Source organism: Streptomyces sp. NPDC058001 (assembly GCF_042886315.1).
In the GTDB taxonomy this organism is placed as follows: domain Bacteria; phylum Actinomycetota; class Actinomycetes; order Streptomycetales; family Streptomycetaceae; genus Streptomyces.
This window is the reverse complement of the sequence record NZ_JBHVQT010000014.1, coordinates 310,587-329,927: the sequence shown is the minus strand read 5'-3', so window position 1 is coordinate 329,927 and position 19,341 is coordinate 310,587. Positions and strand designations below refer to the sequence as shown.

Genomic DNA, 19,341 nt, shown 5'->3' with positions numbered 1-19,341 from the left:
GCTGGATACGGTCAGGGCGACTCGTACGGGACACCGCGCGGGCGGACGGCGGAGGCGGGGAGCACGTTCCCGGGGCGGGGGAGTGTTCCCGGAGCGGTCGTCGGCATGGTCCTCGGGAGCGTGCCCGGCGCAAGCGCTTCGGGCCCGTGTGAGGGCTTAGGGCGCGTGCGGAGGGTGCCGAGGATGCGGAGGGACGGCTCGACGGCCGAGGTCGCCCGCGACGCACACAGCGGCAGAGCGGCTGTGTGACGCGGTGTCTCACGACCTCAGTAGAGCAACGTCCTTCTCCTGTCGGGGCGGCGGAATTCCTCTTCACGGTAGAAAGTCGAGGTGGGCCGGGTCAAGCCTTTATCGTGGCGGTCGACGGCGCCCCGACCCGCGCCGCTTCTGGAGGATGCCTCGTGCCCAACGGCCCGCTCTCACTGCCCGCCCGGCTCTATCTGCTCTCCTGGGACACCGCGAAGCTCAAGATCACCGGTGCCAGCCATCTGGGCCATCTGGTCAGAGCGGGCGCGCTCACCGAACTGGCCCTGGGCGGACTCCTCGTGGACGACGACGGCGTCGTCAAGCCCGTCGACCCGGACGCCCGCACCGGCGATCCCGTCCTGGACGGCCTCATGGAGCTGATCGAGGAGTCACGGCCACGCAAGTGGAAGAGCTGGGTCACCTCACGGGCCGGAGTCACCCTCGACGCCGTACGCGCCCAACTCGTCGCCAACGGCCAACTGCGCGCCGACCGCAGGCGCGTCCTGGGTGTCTTCCCGTCCGTCGACTACTCGCTGGAGGGCGTCAGGACGGTGGACGCGCTGCGCGAGGAGGCCCTGGCCGTCCTGCGCGGTCCGCTCCCCGTCGACCAGGTGTCCGACCGGGACGCCGCCCTGGTCGCGCTGGCCGCCGCCGGAGAGGTACGCACCCTCGCCTCCGGCAAGGAACGCAAGCTCCACAAGCAGCGCATCGAGGAACTGGGCGAACGCGCCGGAGCGGCGGCGCCCGCCCTGCGCAAGGCGATCCAGGAGGTGCGCACGGCGATGATCGTGACGATCACGACGGCGACGGCGACAGGGGCGGCTACGAGCAGTTGACGGGCACGCCTTCACGTACGTCGGGCACGGGCCTTCAGGTAGAGGTCGGATTCCTGCCAGCCGTCAGCCATGGCGCCGTGATGAGGTCGACGGCATGACGCATGAGACGCGGACCTCCGCCACGACGCACGACCTCCGCGCGCGGGCGCTCGACTTCCGGGCCCTGCACCGCGCGGGCACGCCTTTGGTCCTGCCCAACGCCTGGGACCTCGCGAGCGCCCGCGTGGTCGAGGAGGCCGGTGCCGCGGCGGTCGCCACCACCAGCGCGGGACTCGCCTGGGAACTCGGCGCCGCGGACGGCGACCGGCTGGACCGGGACCGCGCCCTGGACGCCGTGGCGCGGATCGCGGCGGCCGTCGCGGTGCCGGTCACCGCGGACATCGAGGCGGGGTACGCGGCCGATCCGAAGGGTGTCGGCGAGACGATCCGCCTGGTACTCGCGGCCGGTGCCGTGGGCGTCAACATCGAGGACGCCGCGTACGACGGCTCCGGACCGCTGCGACCCGTGGCCGAACAGGCGGAACGCATCCGGGCCGCACGCGAGTCGGCCGACGCCGAGGGGGTGCCGCTGTTCGTCAACGCGCGCGTGGACACCTATTTGCGGGCCGTGGGGGAGCCCGAGCAGCGGCTGTCCGCGACGCTGGAACGGGCCGCCGCCTTTGTCGCCGCCGGCGCCGACGGGGTCTTCGTGCCGGGTTCCGTGGAACCGGACACCGTACGCGCGCTCGCCGACGGGATCGACGCACCGCTGAACATCATGGTCTGGCCGGGCGCCCCCACGGTCGCCGAACTGGCCGCGCTGGGCGTCGCCCGGATCAGCGTCGGCTCGGGCATCGCCCAGGCCGTGCACGCACTGGTCCGCAGGGCCGCCCACGAAGTACTGACCGAGGGCACCTACGACGCGCTGGCCGGTGGCGCCGACTTCGGGGAGCTGAACGCCCTCTTCGGGCGGCCGTGATCAGCGGACATGCTCACCATGCGTGCTCAGCGGCCGTGATCAGCAGGCGCCACCCATCAGTTCGGCGAGGTCGTGGTCCAGGTCGATCTGGCGGTGCTCCCGGCCGACCGGGACCAGTGCCGTGGCGCGCTTGAGGAAGCGGCGCAGCTCACCGCTGTGGATGTGCACGATCGCGGTGCCCTCGGGGGCGTGGAACTCCATGACGGTGCGGTCGTACCCGTACGGACGCACCCGTACGTCGCCGTCCCCGGCCGGCTCGTCCAGGCCGGTGGCGAGGAGTTCCCGCGCGAACGTCCAGCACACCTCGACGCCCTCCAGCGTGGAGGGGGCCGGGAAGGTCATCCGGACGGCGAAGGGATCCCGGCTGTCGTAGCGCAGCGTGGCCGGGATCGTGGGCATACGGGGCGCGGCGGCCACCAGGCGGGCCTCCACGGCTTGCTCGATGACGAGGGACAACGCCTGCCTCCTGGTGATTGCGGTGACGACCGGGCCGGTGCCCCAGTCGGCCGAACTGATTCCGCCGGGCACTTGGATAGACGAAGAAGCGACCCGATCCGTGCACCGGAATCCCTAGTGATGTCTGTCACGGCAGCGGATTTCGCGGCGCGGCGCCGCTGAAGTTCGCGCGGGGAGTTCGCGTGGGGGGTCCGGCCGGCGCGGACGGGCGAGGGCGTCTGGACGGGAGGTGTCCCGTGGGCTAGCTTCGCCCGCCATGAGGGCCATGGGGAACATGAGGCGTATGGGGCGGACGACGGCGGCGATGCTGGGGGGACTGGCACTCACGGCGGCGCTCGCGGCACCCGCGCAGGCAGCCGGCGCCGGAGGCTCCCAGGACGCCGAGGGCGGCCGGCACGAACTGGGCTGGCGGCTCCAGGACAGCGGCAGCGACGCCCGCTTCCGTGGACTCGCCGCCGTCGACCGGCGCACCGCCTGGGCCGCGGGCTCCGGAGGCACCGTGCTGCGGACCACGGACGGCGGCCGGACCTGGCGTGACATGTCGCCGACCGGCGCCGAGGGGCTGGAGTTCCGGGACGTCGAGGCGTTCGACGCGCGGCGCGCGGTGGTCCTCGCGATCGGCGAGGGCGATGCCTCACGGGTGCTGCGCACCGACGACGGGGGAGCGACCTGGACCGAGGCGTTCCGCAACACGGACCCGAGGGCCTTCTACGACTGCGTCGCCTTCTTCGACCACCGCAACGGCCTCGCGATGAGCGACCCGGTCGACGGCAAGTACCGCATCCTGTCGACGCGGGACGGCGGACGGTCCTGGACGGTGCTGCCGAGCGACGGGATGCCGCCCGCGCTGACCGGCGAGGCCGGGTTCGCGGCGAGCGGCCAGTGCCTGGTCACGTCCGGTACGCGGGACGTGTGGCTGGCGACGGGCGGGGGCGCACGCGCGCGGGTGCTGCATTCCGCGGACCGGGGGCGCACCTGGACGGCCACCGACACGCCCATCCCCGCGGGCGATTCCGCGCGCGGAGTGTTCGCGGTCGCCTTCCGGGACCGTGCGCACGGCATCGCGGTCGGCGGCGACTACCGCGCCGATCAGGCGTCGCCCGACGCGGCGGCGGTCACCGGTGACGGCGGCCGTACCTGGGGACCTTCGGCGCAGCCGCCGCCCGCCTACCGCTCGGGCGTGGCCTGGCTGCCGCGTTCCCTCGCGCACGGTGTGGGCGCCCGGCACGCGGCGCTCGCGGTCGGCCCCACCGGCACCGATCTGACGAAGGACGGCGGCCGGACCTGGCGGACCGTCGACACGGGCTCGTACGACACCGTGGACTGCACGGCGGACGGAACGTGCTGGGCGGCGGGCGAGAAGGGCCGCATCGCGCGCGCGGAACCCGCTTCAGGGCACTCCTCAGGGCACTCCTCAGGACACTGACGGCTGCCGGTACGGGGCGAGTTCGGGCGCCGTCTTCGTCGCGATGAACTCGGTGATCCGGTACGCGCACACGCCTTTTGTGACGAACGGGTCGGCGGCGGTGATCGCCTCCATCGCGGCGCGGTCGTCGCCCACGGCCAGGATCACCCCGCCGTCACGGGGGTTCTTGCGCCCCGACGCGATGAAGACGCCCGCCGTGTACTGCTCGTCCAGCCAGTCGACATGCTCGGCGAGCAGCGGCTCCACGGCGTCGAGCGGTGCGGTGTAGGTCAGTTCCAGTACGAACATGATCGCGACCCTACCGGCGGTGACGGGGGCGGTGGCGGCGCGGGCCGTGGGCGCTCTGTCGGTGGCGCCGCGTACGCTCGGCGGCACCATGACATCCTCCGCACCCGCTCCGCGCACCGGCCCGCCCTCCCATGTTCCGCTGCCCGCCGACTGGCCCACCACCGAGGCGCAGGCACGCGCGGTGCAGGACGAGTTGAGGGGCCGCGTGGTGCGCGAGGAGCAGGGGCCGGTACCGGGGACCGGACGGGTGACGGGAGTCGACGTCGCCTATGACGACGCGCGTGACCGGGTCCTCGCGGCGGCCGTCGTCCTCGACGCCGCGACTCTGACGGTGATCGAGCAGGCCACCGCCGTCGGTCGGGTCTCCTTCCCGTACGTCCCCGGGCTGCTGGCGTTCCGTGAGATCCCCACCGTGGTCGCCGCCCTGGAGGCCCTGAGCGGCGATCCCGGGCTCGTCGTGTGCGACGGGTACGGGCTCGCCCACCCGCGCCGGTTCGGGCTGGCCAGTCACCTGGGCGTGCTGACCGGGCTGCCGACGATCGGCGTCGCCAAGAACCCGTTCACCTTCACGCACACGGAACCGGGCACCACGCGCGGGTCGGTGGCGCCGCTGCTGGACGGCGCCGAGGAGGTGGGCGCGGCACTGCGTACACAGGACGGGGTCAAACCGGTGTACGTATCGGTCGGCCACCGGGTCTCCCTGCCCACCGCCTGCGCCCACACCCTCCACCTCACCCCGCACTACCGCCTCCCGGAAACAACCCGCCGCGCCGACTCCGTCTGCCGCCAATCCTTGACGGACCTCACGACCTGACCGCGAGAGTCCGCGCGGGTTCTTTCGGCGGAACCGGGAATCAGCGCGTCGCCGCCACGCGGAACGTGATGCCCGCCTCGCGCAGCCGCGCCGTCAAGGCGTCGCCCATCGCCGTTGCCGTGGTGACCTGGCCCGCGGTCGGCGGGAGGTCGTCGAAGGCCAGGGACAGGGCCGACTCGGCGAGCATCTTGGCCGTTTCGCCGTAGCCGGGGTCGCCGCCCGAGACCTCGGTGAAGACGCGCCGCCCACCGCCCTCGCCGACGAACCGCACCGAGAACCGGCTCCGGGCCCGCCGCGCCTCATCGGGACCGTCACCCGGCCGCACCCGGTCCGTGAGGCGGCGCCGTGCGGCCGGCACCTGCGCCGCGGCGAACAGCGCGCCCATCGCCGCCGCACCGCCCACCGCGACCGGAAGGTGCCGCACCGCCGCGTACTCCCGGTAGCGGAAGTCCGGCCCGTACCGCTCCAGGGCCCGCGCGGAGCGCTGCACCACCCGCATGTCGATCGTCGGGAGGGGCAATGCCCACGCCCCGACCTCCTTGGCGAACCGGGGCGCCCCGGTCGTCGCGTACGCCTGCCGCCCCACCACGCGCGGTTCGTGCCGCTTGCGGTCCCGCGCCGCCTCGGCCATCTGCCGCCGGCGGGCGAACTGGCCGAGCGCCGACGCGAAGGTTCCGCCCGAGAAGGTCGCGTCGGCGCTGACGAACCCGTCGATCCGCAGCGGCACCCCTTCCGGCAACTGCCCCACCGTGAAGTACACGCCCAGGTCGTGCGGGATCGAGTCGAACCCGCACGCGTGCACCAGCCGCGCACCGGTCTCCCGCGCGCGTACGTCGTGCCGCACATAGGTGAGGTCGACGAATTCCGGCTCACCCGTCAGATCCACGTAGTCCGTGCCCGTGTCCGCGCAGGCCGCCACCAGGTCATGGCCGTAGGTGATGTACGGGCCGACGGTGGTCGCCAGCACGCGCGCGTGGAGCGCGAGTTCGCGCAGCGATGCCGGGTCGGCGACGTTCGCGTGCAGTACGGCGACGTCCCCGGCGCCCGGCGCGAGGGCTATCAGCCGTTCGCGCAGCCGCTCCAGCTTCCCCGCGTCGCGCCCGGCGACGGCCCACCGCAGCCTCTCGGGCGCGTGCGCGGCGAGGTACTCCGCGGTGAGTGCGCCCACGAAACCCGTCGCCCCGAAGAGGACGACGTCGTACGTGCGATCCGAGTGATCCGCCCTGCCCTGCCCGCTCATGACACCTCTCAGCCCGGCACCGCGCCGTTGTCGGTGGCTGAGGCTAGCGTGGGGGAACGAGGGCCAGGGACCCGGAGGTGACCATGGCGGCGGCGAAGCGCGCACGGACGACGTGGGAGCGGGCACGCGCGTTCGCGCTCGGCCTCCCGGGCGCCGTCGAGGAGAGCCGTCGCGCGATAGCGACGAAGCGGCTGATCACGGAGCTGGACGCGGAGCTGGACGTGGCGCCGCGCCGCTGACTTGGGCCGATCGGCACGCGACATCCGATGAGCGCCGGGCACATTTCTAAGCGCTTGCTCGTTCAGGGTTGTGTGGGCACAACGCCCTCCATAACATCCTTGGTGTTACATCAGTTGTGTCAGATCTTGTGGCGGAACCTCGTATCAGACCTTCGGGGGCTCGATGACGGCGACAGAGGCGGCAAGGCCGGGCCCGGTGCCGGACCCAGGGCCGGGTCCGCTCGTGGGCATCCGTGTGGTGGAGCTGGCGGGCATCGGACCGGGCCCGTTCGCCGGCATGCTCCTGGCCGACCTCGGCGCCGACGTCGTACGGGTCGACCGTCCCGGCGGCTCCGGCCTCGCCATCAACCCGGAGTACGACGTCACGAACCGCAACAAACGCTCCGTCCTGGTCGACCTCAAGGCCCCGGAAGGCCCCGGTCTCGTCCTCGACCTGGTGGAGCGCGCGGACATCCTGATCGAGGGCTACCGCCCCGGCGTCGCCGAGCGCCTGGGCGTCGGTCCCGAAGCCTGCCGCGCCCGCAACCCCCGCCTGGTGTACGGCCGGATGACCGGCTGGGGCCAGGACGGACCGCTCGCCGCGCGCGCGGGGCACGACATCGCGTACATCGCCCGCACCGGCACTCTCGGCCTGATCGGCCGCCCCGACGAACCGCCGACGGTCCCCGTCAATCTCGTCGGGGACTTCGCGGGCGGCTCCCTGTACCTCGTCGTGGGCGTGCTCGCCGCCCTGCACCACGCGCGCGCGACGGGCACCGGACAGATCGTGGACGCCGCGATCGTGGACGGCGCGTCGCATCTCGCCTCGATGCTCCACGGCATGCTCGCGGCCGGTGGCTGGCAGGACCGGCGCGGGGCGAACCTCCTGGACGGCGGCTGCCCGTTCTACGGATGCTACGAGACGGCGGACGGCGGCCATATGGCCGTCGGCGCCCTTGAGCAGCAGTTCTACGACGAGTTCATCACCCTGCTCGGCCTCGACGGCATCGCGCCCGCGCGCAAGGACATGGCCCGTTGGGACGAACTGCGCGAGGCGGTCACCGCCCGCTTCAGGACCCGTACCCGCGCCGAGTGGACCGAGGTGTTCGAGGGCTCCGACGCGTGCGTGGCGCCCGTCCTCTCGCTGCGCGAGGCACCCCACGACCCGCACCTCGCGGCCCGCGGCACCTTCGTGGAGCACGGCGGCATCACCCAGCCCGCCCCGGCGCCCCGCTTCTCCGAGACCCCGTCGGCGATACGGCGCGGGCCCGCGCAACCGGGCGCCGACACCGCGGACGTGGCCCGTGACTGGGACCTGCCGCACCTCACCACCCACCCAGACCGCCCGCGACCGGCCCCAGAAGACTCCCAGTGACCCCACCCGGCCGACCCTCGGCGAAAGGCACGAGCGTGACCACCGAAGCGTATGTGTACGACGCGATCCGCACCCCGCGCGGACGCGGCAAGGCCAATGGTGCCCTGCACGGCACCAAGCCGATCGACCTCGTCGTCGGCCTCATCCACGAGATCCGTGACCGGTTCCCCGGCCTCGACCCGGCCGCGATCGACGACATCGTCCTCGGCGTCGTCGGGCCGGTCGGCGACCAGGGCTCCGACATCGCGCGGATCGCCGCCATCGCCGCCGGTCTGCCCGACACCGTCGCCGGCGTCCAGGAGAACCGCTTCTGTGCCTCAGGGCTGGAAGCGGTCAACCTGGCCGCGATGAAGGTCCGTTCGGGCTGGGAGGACCTGGTGCTCGCGGGTGGCGTCGAGTCGATGTCACGGGTGCCGATGGCATCGGACGGGGGCGCCTGGTTCGCCGACCCGATGACCAACTTCGACACCGGCTTCGTACCGCAGGGCATCGGCGCCGACCTCATCGCCACCATCGAGGGCTTCTCGCGGCGCGATGTGGACGAGTACGCCGCCCTGTCGCAGGAGCGTGCCGCCGCGGCGTGGAAGGACGGCCGCTTCGAGAAGTCGGTCGTCCCGGTCACCGACCGCACGGGACTCGTCGTCCTCGACCACGACGAACACCTGCGCCCCGGCACCACTGCTGATTCGCTCGGCAAGCTGAAGCCGTCCTTCGCGGACATCGGCGATCTGGGCGGCTTCGACGCCGTCGCGCTCCAGAAGTACCACTGGGTCGAGAAGATCGACCACGTCCACCACGCGGGTAACTCCTCCGGCATCGTCGACGGCGCCGCCCTGGTCGCCATCGGCTCGAAGGAGGTGGGGGAGCGGTACGGACTGCGGCCCCGCGCGCGGATCGTGTCGGCGGCGGTCTCCGGCTCCGAGCCGACCATCATGCTCACCGGGCCCGCGCCCGCGACCCGCAAGGCGCTCGCCAAGGCCGGGCTGACCATCGACGACATCGACCTGGTCGAGATCAACGAGGCGTTCGCCGCGGTCGTTCTGCGCTTCGCCAAGGACATGGGGCTGTCCCTGGACAAGGTCAATGTGAACGGCGGCGCCATCGCGCTCGGCCACCCGCTCGGCGCCACCGGCGCGATGATCCTCGGCACGCTCGTGGACGAACTGGAGCGCCGCGATCTGCGCCGCGGCCTCGCCACGCTCTGCGTCGGCGGCGGCATGGGCATCGCCACTGTCGTCGAGCGTCTCTGACCGTCCGTCCCGGCACACCCCCTTACGGAGAAAGCAGCCATGGCAGCCACCCCATCAAGGCCACAGAGCACCACCATCCGCTGGGAACAGGACGACACCGGCATCGTCACCCTCGTCCTCGACGACCCCGACCAGTCCGCCAACACCATGAACCAGGCGTTCACGTCGTCCCTGACGGCCGTCGCCGACCGCCTTGAGGCCGAGCGTGACACGGTGCGCGGGATCATCTACGCCTCCGCCAAGAAGACCTTCTTCGCGGGCGGCGACCTCAAGGAGATGATCCAACTCGGCCCCGGACAGGCCCAGGTGGCGTTCGACACCGGCATGGGCATCAAGCGGGACCTGCGCCGCATCGAGACCCTGGGCAAGCCCGTGGTCGCCGCGATCAACGGCGCCGCGCTCGGCGGCGGTTACGAGATCGCGCTCGCCAGCCACCACCGCGTCGCCCTCGACACCCCCGGCACCAAGATCGGTCTCCCGGAGGTCACGCTCGGCCTGCTGCCCGCGGGCGGCGGTGTCACCCGGACCGTACGCCTCCTCGGCATCACCGACGCCCTGCTGAAGGTCCTCCTCCAGGGCACCCAGTACAGCGCACCGCGCGCGCTCGACGCCGGACTCGTTCACGAAGTCGCGGCCACGCCCGAGGAGTTGCTGGCCAAGGCGCGCGCCTTCATCGACGCCAACCCCGAGTCGCAGCAGCCCTGGGACCGGCCCGGCTACCGCATCCCGGGCGGCACTCCGGCGCATCCCAAGTTCGCCGCCAACCTGCCCGCCTTCCCCGCCAACCTCAAGAAGCAGACCGGCGGAGCCCCTTACCCCGCGCCGCGCAACATCCTCGCGGCGGCCGTCGAGGGCTCCCAGGTCGACTTCGAGACCGCCCAGACCATCGAGGGCCGCTACTTCACCGAGCTGGTCACCGGCCAGATCGCGAAGAACATGATCCAGGCGTTCTTCTTCGACCTCCAGGCAGTCAACTCCGGCGCGAACCGCCCCCAGGGCACCGCACCGCACACGGTCCGCAAGGTCGCCGTGCTCGGCGCCGGGATGATGGGCGCGGGCATCGCCTACTCCTGTGCCCGCGCGGGCATCGACGTCGTCCTCAAGGATGTGTCGGCCGACGCGGCGGCCCGCGGCAAGGCGTACTCGGAGAAGCTCTGCGCCAAGGCCGTGTCCCGAGGCCGTACCAGCCAGGAGAAGGCCGACGCGCTGCTCGCGCGGATCACGCCCACCGCCGATCCCGCGGATGTCGCGGGCTGCGACGCCGTCATCGAGGCCGTCTTCGAGGACCCGGCGCTCAAGCACAAGGTGTTCCAGGAGATCCAGCATCTCGTGGAACCGGACGCGCTGCTCTGCTCCAACACCTCCACACTGCCGATCACCGTCCTCGCCGAGGGCGTCGAGCGGCCCGCCGACTTCATCGGCCTGCACTTCTTCTCGCCCGTCGACAAGATGCCGCTCGTGGAGATCATCAAAGGCGAGGGCACCGGCGAGGAGGCGCTGGCCCGCGCCTTCGACCTGGTCCGGCAGATCAGGAAGACGCCGATCGTCGTCAACGACTCGCGCGGCTTCTTCACCTCGCGCGTCATCGGCCAGTTCATCAACGAGGGCGTCGCGCTGGTCGCCGAGGGCGCCGAGCCCGCATCCGTCGAACAGGCGGCGGCGCAGGCCGGGTACCCGGCGAAGGTGCTGTCCCTGATGGACGAGCTGACGCTGACCCTGCCCCGCAAGATCCGTAACGAGTCGAAGCGGGCCGTCGAGGAGGCGGGCGGCACCTGGGACCCCCATCCCGCCGAGGCTGTCATCGACCGCATGGTCGACGAGTTCGGCCGCACCGGCAGGAGCGGCGGCGCGGGCTTCTACGACTACGTGGACGGCAAGCGGGCCGGTCTCTGGCCGGGCCTGCGCGAGCACTTCACCAAGGACGGCGTCGACATCCCGTTCCGGGACATGCGCGAACGCATGCTGTTCTCCGAGGCGCTGGACACCGTGCGCCTCCTGGAGGAAGGCGTCCTCACGTCGGTCGCTGACGCCAACATCGGCTCCATCTTCGGCATCGGCTTCCCCGGCTGGACGGGGGGCGTGCTCCAGTACATCAACGGGTACGAGGGCGGGCCCGCCGGATTCGTGTCCCGCGCACGAGAGTTGGCGGCCCGCTACGGAGACCGCTTCACCCCGCCGGCCCTCCTGGTGGAGAAGGCGGAACGCGGGGAGACCTTCACGGACGCCTGACGGCAGGGGAGTGGGGCGCCGGCACTCGCCGGTGCCCCATGGTCACTTCCTGAGCCACTCCCCCAGCTCCTCCTTGAGCGAGCGCTGGAACGCGGTCACCAGGGCCTGCACGACCAGGGGCTGCATATGGGCGGACAGGGACTTCATCGCCGCGACATGTGCCTGGTCGGCGGATCCTTCGCGGTAGAGGTCGCCCACCTCGTCGCGGAACATCCGGGACAGCTCGTGGGCCGCCTCGCGCGCGTGCCGCAGGAGAACGGTACGGGCGGCGAGGATCGTCTCATGGGCGATCGGCACGTCCAGCAACTGCGTGCCCAGGCGGAGCAGGCCCCGGTCGGCACGGAAGATGTCGGGGTCGTCGGTGCGGGTGAGCACGCCCATCGCGGCGAGCCGTTCCACGTCCTCGTCACTGAGGGCGCGCGTCGCCCGCCGCTCCAGTTCCGCGCGCGTCACGTCCTCCGGCGTGTCCGGCGCCCAGGAGGCCACCACGGCACGGTGCAGGGCGAGGTCGTGCGCGGTCAGATCCGGCGGTAGCTGCTCCAGATACCGTTCGATGGCGGCCAGTGTCATGCCCTGGTGCTGCAACTCCTCGATGAGACCGAGCCGCGCCACATGGTCCTGCCCGTAGAGGCCCACCCGGCGGGCGCCGATCACCGGCGGCGGCAGCAGCCCCCGGGTGCCGTAGAAGCGGATCGTCCGAACGGTCACGCCCGCCCGCGCGGCCAGCTCGTCGACGGTCAGCGTCGCGTCCGGTGCGTCCGTCGTCATCCCAGCTCCCAGCTCCGTACGGGTCCACCACGGGCCCCTGATCACCGTGCAACAGTATTGCTGTCACACAGCAGCCGCGCCCTTTGTCAGTGGCGGCCCGTACGGTGGCGTCATGTCGGAGATCACGTACGTCCGGGGGGACGCCACCACGCCGTTGGGCAAGGGCGTCAAGGTGATCGCCCATGTCTGCAACGACATCGGGGGCTGGGGCAAGGGCTTCGTCCTGGCCGTCTCGCGCCGCTGGCCGGAGGCCGAGGCGGCCTACCGGGCGTGGCACCGGGACCGCGCCCGGAACGACTTCGGGCTCGGCGCGGTGCAGCTCGTCAGGGTCGACCGCTTCGTATGGGTGGCAAACATGATCGGCCAGCGGGGCATCCGCACCGGCAGCAAGGGCGTCCCGGTGCGGTACGAGGCGATGGACACCGCGCTCGGCACCCTGGCGGACCGGGCCGTCGAGCTGGGGGCTTCCGTGCACATGCCGCGAATCGGGTGCGGGCTGTCCGGCGGGAAGTGGTCCCGCGTCGAACCGCTGATAACCGAGCGGCTCGTCGCCCGGGGTGTGGCGGTGACGGTGTACGACCATGACGGATAGGGGCCCGGCTTAAAGGAGCGGAGACATCTCAACTCCCTTTGGTACGAGCGTTGTTGTGGACGTACGAACGGGTAGGTCATCGGTATGTACCTCGTCCCCGCCGACATCGGTCCGCTCCATCCGAAGGTGGAGGAACTCGCCGTCGCGCTGCCCGTGTTCGCGCTCTGTCTGTTCGCCGTCGCCCGAGCGCTGCCCCGGTTGCATCGCGCGCGGGCCCGGCGCGACGACCGTACGCACGGTGCCGCGCGGCGCGCCGAAGCGGTGCGGGCCCGAGCCGAGCGGGAGCGGGCCGAGACGGTGGCCGTACTCGCCGAAGCCGGACGCGACGCATCCCGCACCTCGCGGCGAGCCTCCGACACCAGCGCCCACACCGACATCGCCCCGGTCACCGAGGCCCACATGGACGGCCCGCGCGAGCGGGACACCGCCACCGCGGCCGGTCAGGTCAGGACGGAGGCGCGGCGGGCCGAGGTCGAGGCCGAACTGCGACTCACCGTCTCCGAGCTGGCCTCCGATCTCGCGGCCCGCATCGTGGGCGAGCGCCTTTCGGAACCCGGGTCGAGGTCACACGGCTGAGCTGCGGGATTCCCCGGCCGTAAGGGCTCCATAATGGACATATGCCGCAAAACGCCGGGTATGTCAGCATCGGGTCGCCGTCAGCCCCGCCGACTCCTTCGGACCCGTCGCCCCCACCCCCCGACGGCATCCTCTGGGACATCGTCGGAGACATCCGTACCCTGCTCTCCCTGTCCTCCGCGCTCGCCCTCCAGGTCGCCCACCCGGCCGTAGGCGCCGGCGTCGACGACCACTCGGTGTTCCGCACCGACCCCTGGGGCCGCGCCGAACGCTCCCTGCGCTCGCTGCTGCTCTGGGTCTACGGGGGAGAGGCCGCCGTCGCCGAGGGCCGCAGGCTGCGCCGGCTGCACCGCACGATCAAGGGCACCGACGCCCACGGCCGCCCCTATCACGCACTGACACCACACCACTACGCATGGGTGCACGCCACCGGATTCCCCGTGATGCGGCACGCGCGCGGATACCTGTGGCAGCGCCCCTACACGGACGCCGAGGAGCGACGGCTCTACGGGGAGTGGCTGCGGGTCGGCCGGGTGCTCGGTCTGCGTGACCGGGACATGCCGCAGACGGTCGAGGAGTTCTGGCCGTACTACCGCGAAGTGCTGGCCCACGAGGTGGAGCTGACGAAGATCGCGGCGGAGCTGACCACCGTCGACCCGACGGTTCCACCGCCCGACCGGGGCCCCCTCCTGGTCCGGCTCCCGCTACGGGCCCTGTGGCCGCTGCTGCGCGGACCGTTCGCCCGGTTCCGCCGCTTCCTCACCGTGGGCCTGCTGCCCCCGGAGGCCCGCGAGGCGATCGGCCTCCCGTGGACGGCCCGCCAGGAACGCCGACTGCGCCACTTCGGGAGGGCGGTCGCCCGACTGGTCCCCCTGCTCCCGGACCGGGTCAGATACCTGCCGATGGCACGCGAAGCGAGGCGGCGCCACGGCGTGCGACAGGTGCAATAGGGCAGGTGGGAAGAACCCCCGGCCGCGCTTCGCAGCCAGGCCGGGGGTCCCCAAGCTCACCGCAGTTGCGAACGGGCGATGTCCGCCCACGACTTGGGCGCGTCCGGCACCCCGGCAGCCCGAACACCCGGCAGGGCAGGCCGCTCCGTGGCGTACAGCCAGGTGTCGAACAGCGCCCCCAACGACTTCCCGGACACCTTCTCCGCGTACCGCACGAACTCGGCCACGGTCGCGTTGCCGTACGCCTTCTTCTTCGGCCAGCCCTTCAGGATCTTGAAGAACGACTGGTCGCCGATCTCGTTCCGCAGCGCCTGGAGCGCGAGTGCCCCGCGGTCGTACACGGCGCCGTCGAACTGGTTCTCCGGACCGGGGTCACCGGGCGCGACCTTCCAGAACGGGTCGTCGGCCGGGTGTGACGCGTACACGTAGTCGGCGAGTTCCTGCGCGGTCCCCTCGCCCTCCTTCTCGGACCAGAGCCATTGGCTGTAGCTCGCGAAGCCCTCGTTCAGCCAGATGTCCTTCCAGCCGTGGACCGAGACACTGTCGCCGTACCACTGGTGCGCCAGCTCATGGACGACGACGGACACGTTGGAGCCGTTCGCGAACTGCCTCGGGCTGTAGAACGGCCGCGTCTGGGTCTCCAGCGCGAACCGGCTCGGCACATTCGGCACATACCCGCCGAGCGTGTCGAAGGGATACGGCCCGAACACGCTCTCCAGCCACTCGGCGGCCTCCGTGGTCCGCTCCACGCTGGCCCGCGCGGCCCCGGCGTTGGCGCCGAGATCCTTGCTGTAGGCGTTCAGGACGGGCAGTCCGGACGCGGTCGTGTCGGTCGTGATGTCGAACTTGCCCACGGCGAGCGTCGCCAGATACGTCGCCTGCGGCTTCGCCGAGCGCCAGTTGTAGCGGGTCCAGCCCAGCTTCGAACTGGTCGACTGGAGCACCCCGTTGGAGATGGCCTGCGTCCCGTCGGGCACGGACACCGACACGTCGTAGGTGGCCTTGTCCCGCGGGTGGTCGTTCGACGGGAACCACCAGGCCGCCGCCTCGGGCTCGTTCGCGGCGACCCCGCCGTCCGGGGTGCGCTGCCAGGAGGTGAACCCGTACAGCTTCACCTCGGACGGCTTGCCCGCGTACTTCACGACGACCGTGACGGGGGTGCCCTTCGGCAGCCCGGCGGCCGGCGTGATCTCCAGCTCCTGGACGCCCGACGTGGTGAACGTCGCCTTCTTGCCGTTGACCCGCACCTCACTGGCCTTCAGACCGAGGTCGAGGTTGAAACGTGACAGGTTCTGGGTGGTGGTGGCGAGGATCGTCGCCGTGCCTTCGAGGAGGTCGGTCGTCGGCTGGTACTTCAGCCGCAGGTCGTAGTGGGAGACGTCGTATCCGCCGTTCCCGTAGTCCGGATAGTAGGGATCGCCGATACCCGGCGCCCCGGGCGTGTAGTCGGCGGCCGTTGCCGGGATCGCCAGCAGCAGGGAGGCCGCGAGCGCGCCCGGGACGATGAGTCTGCGGTGCACGGAAGCTCCAAGTCATGGGGGTACAAGGACCGTTCGACCCTATTCAGCCCCTGGTGCCCCAGTCATGTCCATGGCCCCCGCCGTCACACGATCGCCATTCGGCCGACACGGGCGGATCTTTCGCCTGGACGGTCTCCTGGCGCAGAAGGCCCTCTTTTGCAAGGGAGTTGACCGGAGTACCTTCCGCGCATGTCGATACGTGCGCGTCGACCGCGCTTCATCCGCAGCATGCTCGTGACCGCCGCCACGGCCGCCCTCGTGATCACCGGCGTCCTGCCGTCGAACGCCGCCCAGACCACCGGCCCCTCCGCGTCGGCCGCGACCAGTTCCGGCCACCTGGTACGCGAGAGCAAGCCCGTATACGCGTACGACACCGCCGTCCGTGAATCGGTCTGGGTCGACACCGGGCTCGACGGCGACGGCGACGGCAAGGACGACCGTGTCGCCGTCGACATCGTGCGGCCCCGCGAACCCGCCGCCCAGGGCCGCAAGGTGCCGGTCATCATGGACGCCAGCCCGTACTACTCGTGCTGCGGACGCGGCAACGAGGGCCAGAAGAAGACCTACGACGCGCAGGGCAATCCGGTCGGCTTCCCGCTCTACTACGACAACTACTTCGTGCCGCGCGGCTACGCCTTTGTCGCCGTCGACCTCGCCGGCACCAACCGCTCCGACGGCTGTGTGGACGTCGGCGGACGCTCCGACATCCAGTCCGCGAAGGCCGTGATCGACTGGCTGAACGGCCGCGCACGCGCCTACACGACCCGCACCGGCGCCACCCGCACCCAGGCGTCCTGGACCAACGGCCGCACCGGCATGATCGGCAAGAGCTATGACGGCACCGTCGCCAACGGCGTCGCGGCCACCGGCGTGCGCGGCCTGGAGACGATCGTCCCGATCAGCGCGATCTCCTCCTGGTACGACTACTACTTCTCCAAGGGCGCCCCGCTCTACGACTCCGGCCCCGAGTGGCTGTCCGACGCCGTCGAAAGCCCCGAGGCCCGCGCCCGCTGCGCCGCCGTACAGAAGCGGCTTGTCGACGAAGCTCCCCGCACCGGTGACTGGACCCGGCTGTGGGACGAGCGGACCTATGTGCCCGACGCGCGCAAGGTGAGGGCGAGCGTCTTCCTCGTGCACGGCATGCAGGACCTCAACGTCCGCACGCAGCACGTCGGTCCCTGGTGGGACGCCCTCGGCAAGGCGGGCGTCGACCGCAAGATCTGGCTGAGCCAGACCGGGCACGTCGACCCGTTCGACTTCCGCCGCGACACGTGGGTGACCACCCTGCACCGCTGGTTCGACCATGAACTCCTCGGCTACGACAACGGCATCGACCGCGAGCCGATGGCCGACATCGAGCGCGCCCCCGACCAGTGGTCCACCAGCGCCACCTGGCCGCCCCGCACCACCGCCGCCACCACGCTGCGCCCCGCCTCCGGCGCGGAGCCCGGCGTCGGCACCCTCGGTCTGCGCCCCGGAACAGGCACCGCGACCTTCACGGACGACCCGAGCAGGAACGAGACCGACTGGGCCGCGCAGATCGACCGGAGCACCCCGGACAAGGCCGGATTCACCACCCGTCCGCTCACCCGCGACCTGCGCCTCTCCGGCTCCTCGCGGGTCACCGTCACCGCCACCCCCAACACCGCGACCGCGCACCTGTCGGCCGTGCTGGTCGACCTGGGCCCCGCGACCATCCGTGACTACGGAGACTCGGGCGAGGGCATCAGCACGCTGCCCGACCGCACCTGCTGGGGCGCGAGCACCCCGGGAGACAGCGCCTGCTACAAGGAGACCGCCGCCACGAAGGCCGATGTCGGCGCGACCGTCGTCAGCCGGGGCTGGGCCGACCTCGGGAACTACGCCTCCGACCGCACAGGCCGCCCCCTGACGCCCGGCAAGCGCTACACGATCACGCTCGACCTCGGGGCGACCGACCATGTCGTCCCGGCCGGCCACCGCCTCGCGCTGATCGTCGCGGGCACCGATCAGTACCTCATCGACCCGCCCGCCGACCGGCCCACGCTCACCCTCGACCTGACCCGCACCTCGGCGAAGGTGCCGTTCGTCGGGGGCGCCGCCGCCTTCGCACGGGCCACCTCGGGTACCGCGACCGCCGCGCCGCACACCACAGGGCGCGACCAGGTGCACCCGCCGCGCGCGACCCACCGCATCCCCGGAGGCAGCGCTTCATGACCCACCGCACCCGTCCCGGCAGCCACAACCCCGCCCGCACCCGTGCCCGTGCCCTGGTCCTGGCCTCGGCCGCCGTCGCCCTGGCCGCGCCTCTGCTGACCGCGCCCGCCCAGGCCGCCGACACACAGCCGGCCGACGCACGGGCAGCCGGTGTCCCGCCGCGTACCGGATTCGAGGAGTCCGCCGGAGCCCGCTGGACCACGCAGCCCGAGGAGCAGTCCTTCCTCGCCGCCGTCGACCGGGGCGCCGACCGAGTGTTCCTTTCCCGGATCGGCACGACCACGCAGGGCCGCCCGCTCCAACTCGTCCGGATCGGCGCCCCGCGCGCCCCGTCCACCGTGCTCCTCGTGTGCAGCCAGCACGGTGACGAACCCTCCGGCCGCGAGGCGTGCCTCACCACCATCCGCGACCTCGCGTACGCCAAGGACCGCGACACCCGGGACTTCCTGTCCCGTACGACGGTCCTCGTCGTGCCCACCGCCAACCCGGACGGCCGCGCCGCCGACACCCGTGGCAACTCCGCGGGCGTCGACATCAACCGCGACCACATCGCCCTCAAGACGGCCGAGGCACGCGCCATGGCCGCCGTGATCCGCGACCGGACCCCCGACATCATCTACGACCTGCACGAGTACGGAGCGACGCCGAAGTACTACGACAAGGACCTGTTCGACCTCTGGCCCCGCAACCTCAACACCGACCGGGCCGTCCACGACGAGGCCCAGGCACTCTCCGCGTCGTACGTCAGGCCCGCCGCGCACACCTCCGGCTACTCGACCGGGACCTACGGCATCTGGACCGACCCGGTGACCGGTGAGCCGATCCGGCAGACGGCGGGCGACGGCCAGGAACGCATCCTGCGTAACGCGTCGGGCATCAAGCACGCCGTCGGACTGCTCATCGAGAGCCGCGTCGACCCGCTCACGGACGCCGAGAAGGCCGACGAAGCGCTGAACAACCGGCGCCGCGTCTCCTCCCAACTCGCCGCCCTGGACGGCATGTTCACCTTCACCGGCGAGCGGCGCAGGAGCATCGAGGCGGCGACCGGGGCCGCCCGTCTCGCCGGCTACCGCGACCGGGGCCCGGTCTACCTCGGTGGCGCGGACAACGATCCCGCCGAGCCCGCCGAGGTGATCCAGGATCCGCCCTGCGCGTACCGGCTCACGGCGGACCAGTACGCCGACGTGCACGACGAGTTGGCGCTGCACGGCGTACGGGTCCAGCGGGACCGAGACGGAGCCACCGTCCGCCTCCGGCAGCCCCTGCGCGCCCTCGTCCCGCTGCTCCTCGACGCCAGGGCCCCGTACCACCTGACCGACGCACAGCCCGAAACCCGCTGCTGAGCCCAGCACTCGACCTACGGCGCTGCCCGTCAGGAACCGCCGGACGGGCAGCGCCGGGTC

The 19,341-nt window shown here is 71.9% G+C and carries 18 protein-coding genes; 13 read left to right on the top strand and 5 right to left on the bottom strand.

What is annotated here, in order from left to right:
- Window positions 1–401: 401 nt before the first annotated feature.
- Window positions 402–1,082, top strand: a complete 681-nt coding sequence (locus ACFVT5_RS33135; RefSeq protein ID WP_389895607.1) for a GPP34 family phosphoprotein — start codon at window positions 402–404, stop codon at window positions 1,080–1,082.
- Between the two features lie 94 nt (window positions 1,083–1,176).
- Complete coding sequence (locus ACFVT5_RS33130) at window positions 1,177–2,040, top strand: isocitrate lyase/phosphoenolpyruvate mutase family protein (protein ID WP_389895606.1); 864 nt, start codon at window positions 1,177–1,179, stop codon at window positions 2,038–2,040.
- A 39-nt stretch (window positions 2,041–2,079) separates the two neighbouring features.
- Here the strand turns inward: ACFVT5_RS33130 and ACFVT5_RS33125 are convergent, their stop codons facing one another.
- Window positions 2,080–2,496: an SsgA family sporulation/cell division regulator gene (locus ACFVT5_RS33125; RefSeq protein ID WP_389895696.1), complete on the bottom strand. Its 417-nt coding sequence runs from the start codon at window positions 2,494–2,496 to the stop codon at window positions 2,080–2,082.
- A 283-nt stretch (window positions 2,497–2,779) separates the two neighbouring features.
- Here ACFVT5_RS33125 and ACFVT5_RS33120 point away from each other — a divergent pair, with 283 nt between their 5' ends.
- Entirely contained in the window at window positions 2,780–3,922 is a 1,143-nt protein-coding gene (locus tag ACFVT5_RS33120) for a WD40/YVTN/BNR-like repeat-containing protein (protein WP_389895604.1), read from the top strand.
- Here ACFVT5_RS33120 and ACFVT5_RS33115 read toward each other — a convergent pair.
- Window positions 3,911–4,210, bottom strand: coding sequence for a YciI family protein (locus tag ACFVT5_RS33115; RefSeq protein WP_389895602.1), 300 nt, complete (start codon window positions 4,208–4,210; stop codon window positions 3,911–3,913). The genes ACFVT5_RS33120 and ACFVT5_RS33115 overlap by 12 nt on opposite strands.
- 88 nt (window positions 4,211–4,298) lie before the next feature.
- On the opposite strand from ACFVT5_RS33115, the gene ACFVT5_RS33110 reads away from it, so the two are divergent.
- Complete coding sequence (locus ACFVT5_RS33110) at window positions 4,299–5,024, top strand: endonuclease V (RefSeq protein WP_389895693.1); 726 nt, start codon at window positions 4,299–4,301, stop codon at window positions 5,022–5,024.
- Between the two features lie 40 nt (window positions 5,025–5,064).
- On the opposite strand, the gene ACFVT5_RS33105 is transcribed toward ACFVT5_RS33110, so the two are convergent.
- A complete protein-coding gene (locus ACFVT5_RS33105) occupies window positions 5,065–6,264 on the bottom strand; it encodes a saccharopine dehydrogenase family protein (protein ID WP_389895599.1) in 1,200 nt (399 codons plus the stop codon).
- Window positions 6,265–6,347: 83 nt separating this feature from the next.
- Between ACFVT5_RS33105 and ACFVT5_RS33100 the strand changes: the two genes are divergently transcribed.
- From ACFVT5_RS33100 to ACFVT5_RS33085, 4 genes are all read left to right on the top strand, one after another.
- Window positions 6,348–6,503 (top strand): hypothetical protein, encoded by a 156-nt coding sequence (locus ACFVT5_RS33100; RefSeq protein WP_389895597.1) that lies wholly within the window; start codon window positions 6,348–6,350, stop codon window positions 6,501–6,503.
- 163 nt (window positions 6,504–6,666) lie between these two features.
- Window positions 6,667–7,857, top strand: a complete 1,191-nt coding sequence (locus tag ACFVT5_RS33095) for a CaiB/BaiF CoA transferase family protein (RefSeq protein WP_389895595.1) — start codon at window positions 6,667–6,669, stop codon at window positions 7,855–7,857.
- 35 nt (window positions 7,858–7,892) lie between these two features.
- On the top strand, window positions 7,893–9,107 hold the full coding sequence (locus ACFVT5_RS33090) for an acetyl-CoA C-acetyltransferase (protein ID WP_389895592.1): 1,215 nt from the start codon (window positions 7,893–7,895) through the stop codon (window positions 9,105–9,107).
- Window positions 9,108–9,146: 39 nt separating this feature from the next.
- Window positions 9,147–11,336 carry a 3-hydroxyacyl-CoA dehydrogenase NAD-binding domain-containing protein gene (locus ACFVT5_RS33085; RefSeq protein WP_389895589.1) on the top strand — a complete coding sequence of 730 codons (2,190 nt, stop codon included), beginning with the start codon at window positions 9,147–9,149 and terminating at the stop codon, window positions 11,334–11,336.
- Between the two features lie 42 nt (window positions 11,337–11,378).
- On the opposite strand, the gene ACFVT5_RS33080 is transcribed toward ACFVT5_RS33085, so the two are convergent.
- Window positions 11,379–12,104: a MerR family transcriptional regulator gene (locus ACFVT5_RS33080; RefSeq protein ID WP_389895586.1), complete on the bottom strand. Its 726-nt coding sequence runs from the start codon at window positions 12,102–12,104 to the stop codon at window positions 11,379–11,381.
- A 112-nt stretch (window positions 12,105–12,216) separates the two neighbouring features.
- Between ACFVT5_RS33080 and ACFVT5_RS33075 the strand changes: the two genes are divergently transcribed.
- From ACFVT5_RS33075 to ACFVT5_RS33065, 3 genes are all read left to right on the top strand, one after another.
- Window positions 12,217–12,696 carry a macro domain-containing protein gene (locus ACFVT5_RS33075; RefSeq protein ID WP_389895583.1) on the top strand — a complete coding sequence of 160 codons (480 nt, stop codon included), beginning with the start codon at window positions 12,217–12,219 and terminating at the stop codon, window positions 12,694–12,696.
- An 84-nt stretch (window positions 12,697–12,780) separates the two neighbouring features.
- Window positions 12,781–13,272: a hypothetical protein gene (locus ACFVT5_RS33070; RefSeq protein WP_389895581.1), complete on the top strand. Its 492-nt coding sequence runs from the start codon at window positions 12,781–12,783 to the stop codon at window positions 13,270–13,272.
- A 41-nt stretch (window positions 13,273–13,313) separates the two neighbouring features.
- Entirely contained in the window at window positions 13,314–14,222 is a 909-nt protein-coding gene (locus tag ACFVT5_RS33065) for an oxygenase MpaB family protein (protein ID WP_389895579.1), read from the top strand.
- A 56-nt stretch (window positions 14,223–14,278) separates the two neighbouring features.
- Here the strand turns inward: ACFVT5_RS33065 and ACFVT5_RS33060 are convergent, their stop codons facing one another.
- Window positions 14,279–15,742: a M1 family metallopeptidase gene (locus tag ACFVT5_RS33060; RefSeq protein WP_389895577.1), complete on the bottom strand. Its 1,464-nt coding sequence runs from the start codon at window positions 15,740–15,742 to the stop codon at window positions 14,279–14,281.
- A 189-nt stretch (window positions 15,743–15,931) separates the two neighbouring features.
- On the opposite strand from ACFVT5_RS33060, the gene ACFVT5_RS33055 reads away from it, so the two are divergent.
- Both ACFVT5_RS33055 and ACFVT5_RS33050 read left to right on the top strand, forming a co-directional pair.
- Window positions 15,932–17,938, top strand: a complete 2,007-nt coding sequence (locus ACFVT5_RS33055) for a Xaa-Pro dipeptidyl-peptidase (protein ID WP_389895575.1) — start codon at window positions 15,932–15,934, stop codon at window positions 17,936–17,938.
- Entirely contained in the window at window positions 17,935–19,281 is a 1,347-nt protein-coding gene (locus tag ACFVT5_RS33050; RefSeq protein WP_389895573.1) for a M14 family metallocarboxypeptidase, read from the top strand. The genes ACFVT5_RS33055 and ACFVT5_RS33050 overlap by 4 nt, the downstream gene beginning before the upstream one ends.
- The last annotated feature ends 60 nt before the right edge of the window (window positions 19,282–19,341 follow it).

Excerpts from the sequence above, each read along its gene's own strand:
- ACFVT5_RS33130 (WP_389895606.1), top strand. The coding sequence starts at position 1,177 with ATGACGCATGAGACGCGGACCTCCGCCACGACGCACGACCTCCGCGCG.
- ACFVT5_RS33120 (WP_389895604.1), top strand. The coding sequence starts at position 2,780 with ATGGGGCGGACGACGGCGGCGATGCTGGGGGGACTGGCACTCACGGCG.
- ACFVT5_RS33115 (WP_389895602.1), bottom strand. The coding sequence starts at position 4,210 with ATGTTCGTACTGGAACTGACCTACACCGCACCGCTCGACGCCGTGGAG.
- ACFVT5_RS33110 (WP_389895693.1), top strand. The coding sequence starts at position 4,299 with ATGACATCCTCCGCACCCGCTCCGCGCACCGGCCCGCCCTCCCATGTT.
- ACFVT5_RS33105 (WP_389895599.1), bottom strand. The coding sequence starts at position 6,264 with ATGAGCGGGCAGGGCAGGGCGGATCACTCGGATCGCACGTACGACGTC.
- ACFVT5_RS33100 (WP_389895597.1), top strand. The coding sequence starts at position 6,348 with ATGGCGGCGGCGAAGCGCGCACGGACGACGTGGGAGCGGGCACGCGCG.
- ACFVT5_RS33095 (WP_389895595.1), top strand. The coding sequence starts at position 6,667 with ATGACGGCGACAGAGGCGGCAAGGCCGGGCCCGGTGCCGGACCCAGGG.
- ACFVT5_RS33085 (WP_389895589.1), top strand. The coding sequence starts at position 9,147 with ATGGCAGCCACCCCATCAAGGCCACAGAGCACCACCATCCGCTGGGAA.
- ACFVT5_RS33080 (WP_389895586.1), bottom strand. The coding sequence starts at position 12,104 with ATGACGACGGACGCACCGGACGCGACGCTGACCGTCGACGAGCTGGCC.
- ACFVT5_RS33075 (WP_389895583.1), top strand. The coding sequence starts at position 12,217 with ATGTCGGAGATCACGTACGTCCGGGGGGACGCCACCACGCCGTTGGGC.
- ACFVT5_RS33070 (WP_389895581.1), top strand. The coding sequence starts at position 12,781 with ATGTACCTCGTCCCCGCCGACATCGGTCCGCTCCATCCGAAGGTGGAG.
- ACFVT5_RS33065 (WP_389895579.1), top strand. The coding sequence starts at position 13,314 with ATGCCGCAAAACGCCGGGTATGTCAGCATCGGGTCGCCGTCAGCCCCG.
- ACFVT5_RS33055 (WP_389895575.1), top strand. The coding sequence starts at position 15,932 with ATGTCGATACGTGCGCGTCGACCGCGCTTCATCCGCAGCATGCTCGTG.
- ACFVT5_RS33050 (WP_389895573.1), top strand. The coding sequence starts at position 17,935 with ATGACCCACCGCACCCGTCCCGGCAGCCACAACCCCGCCCGCACCCGT.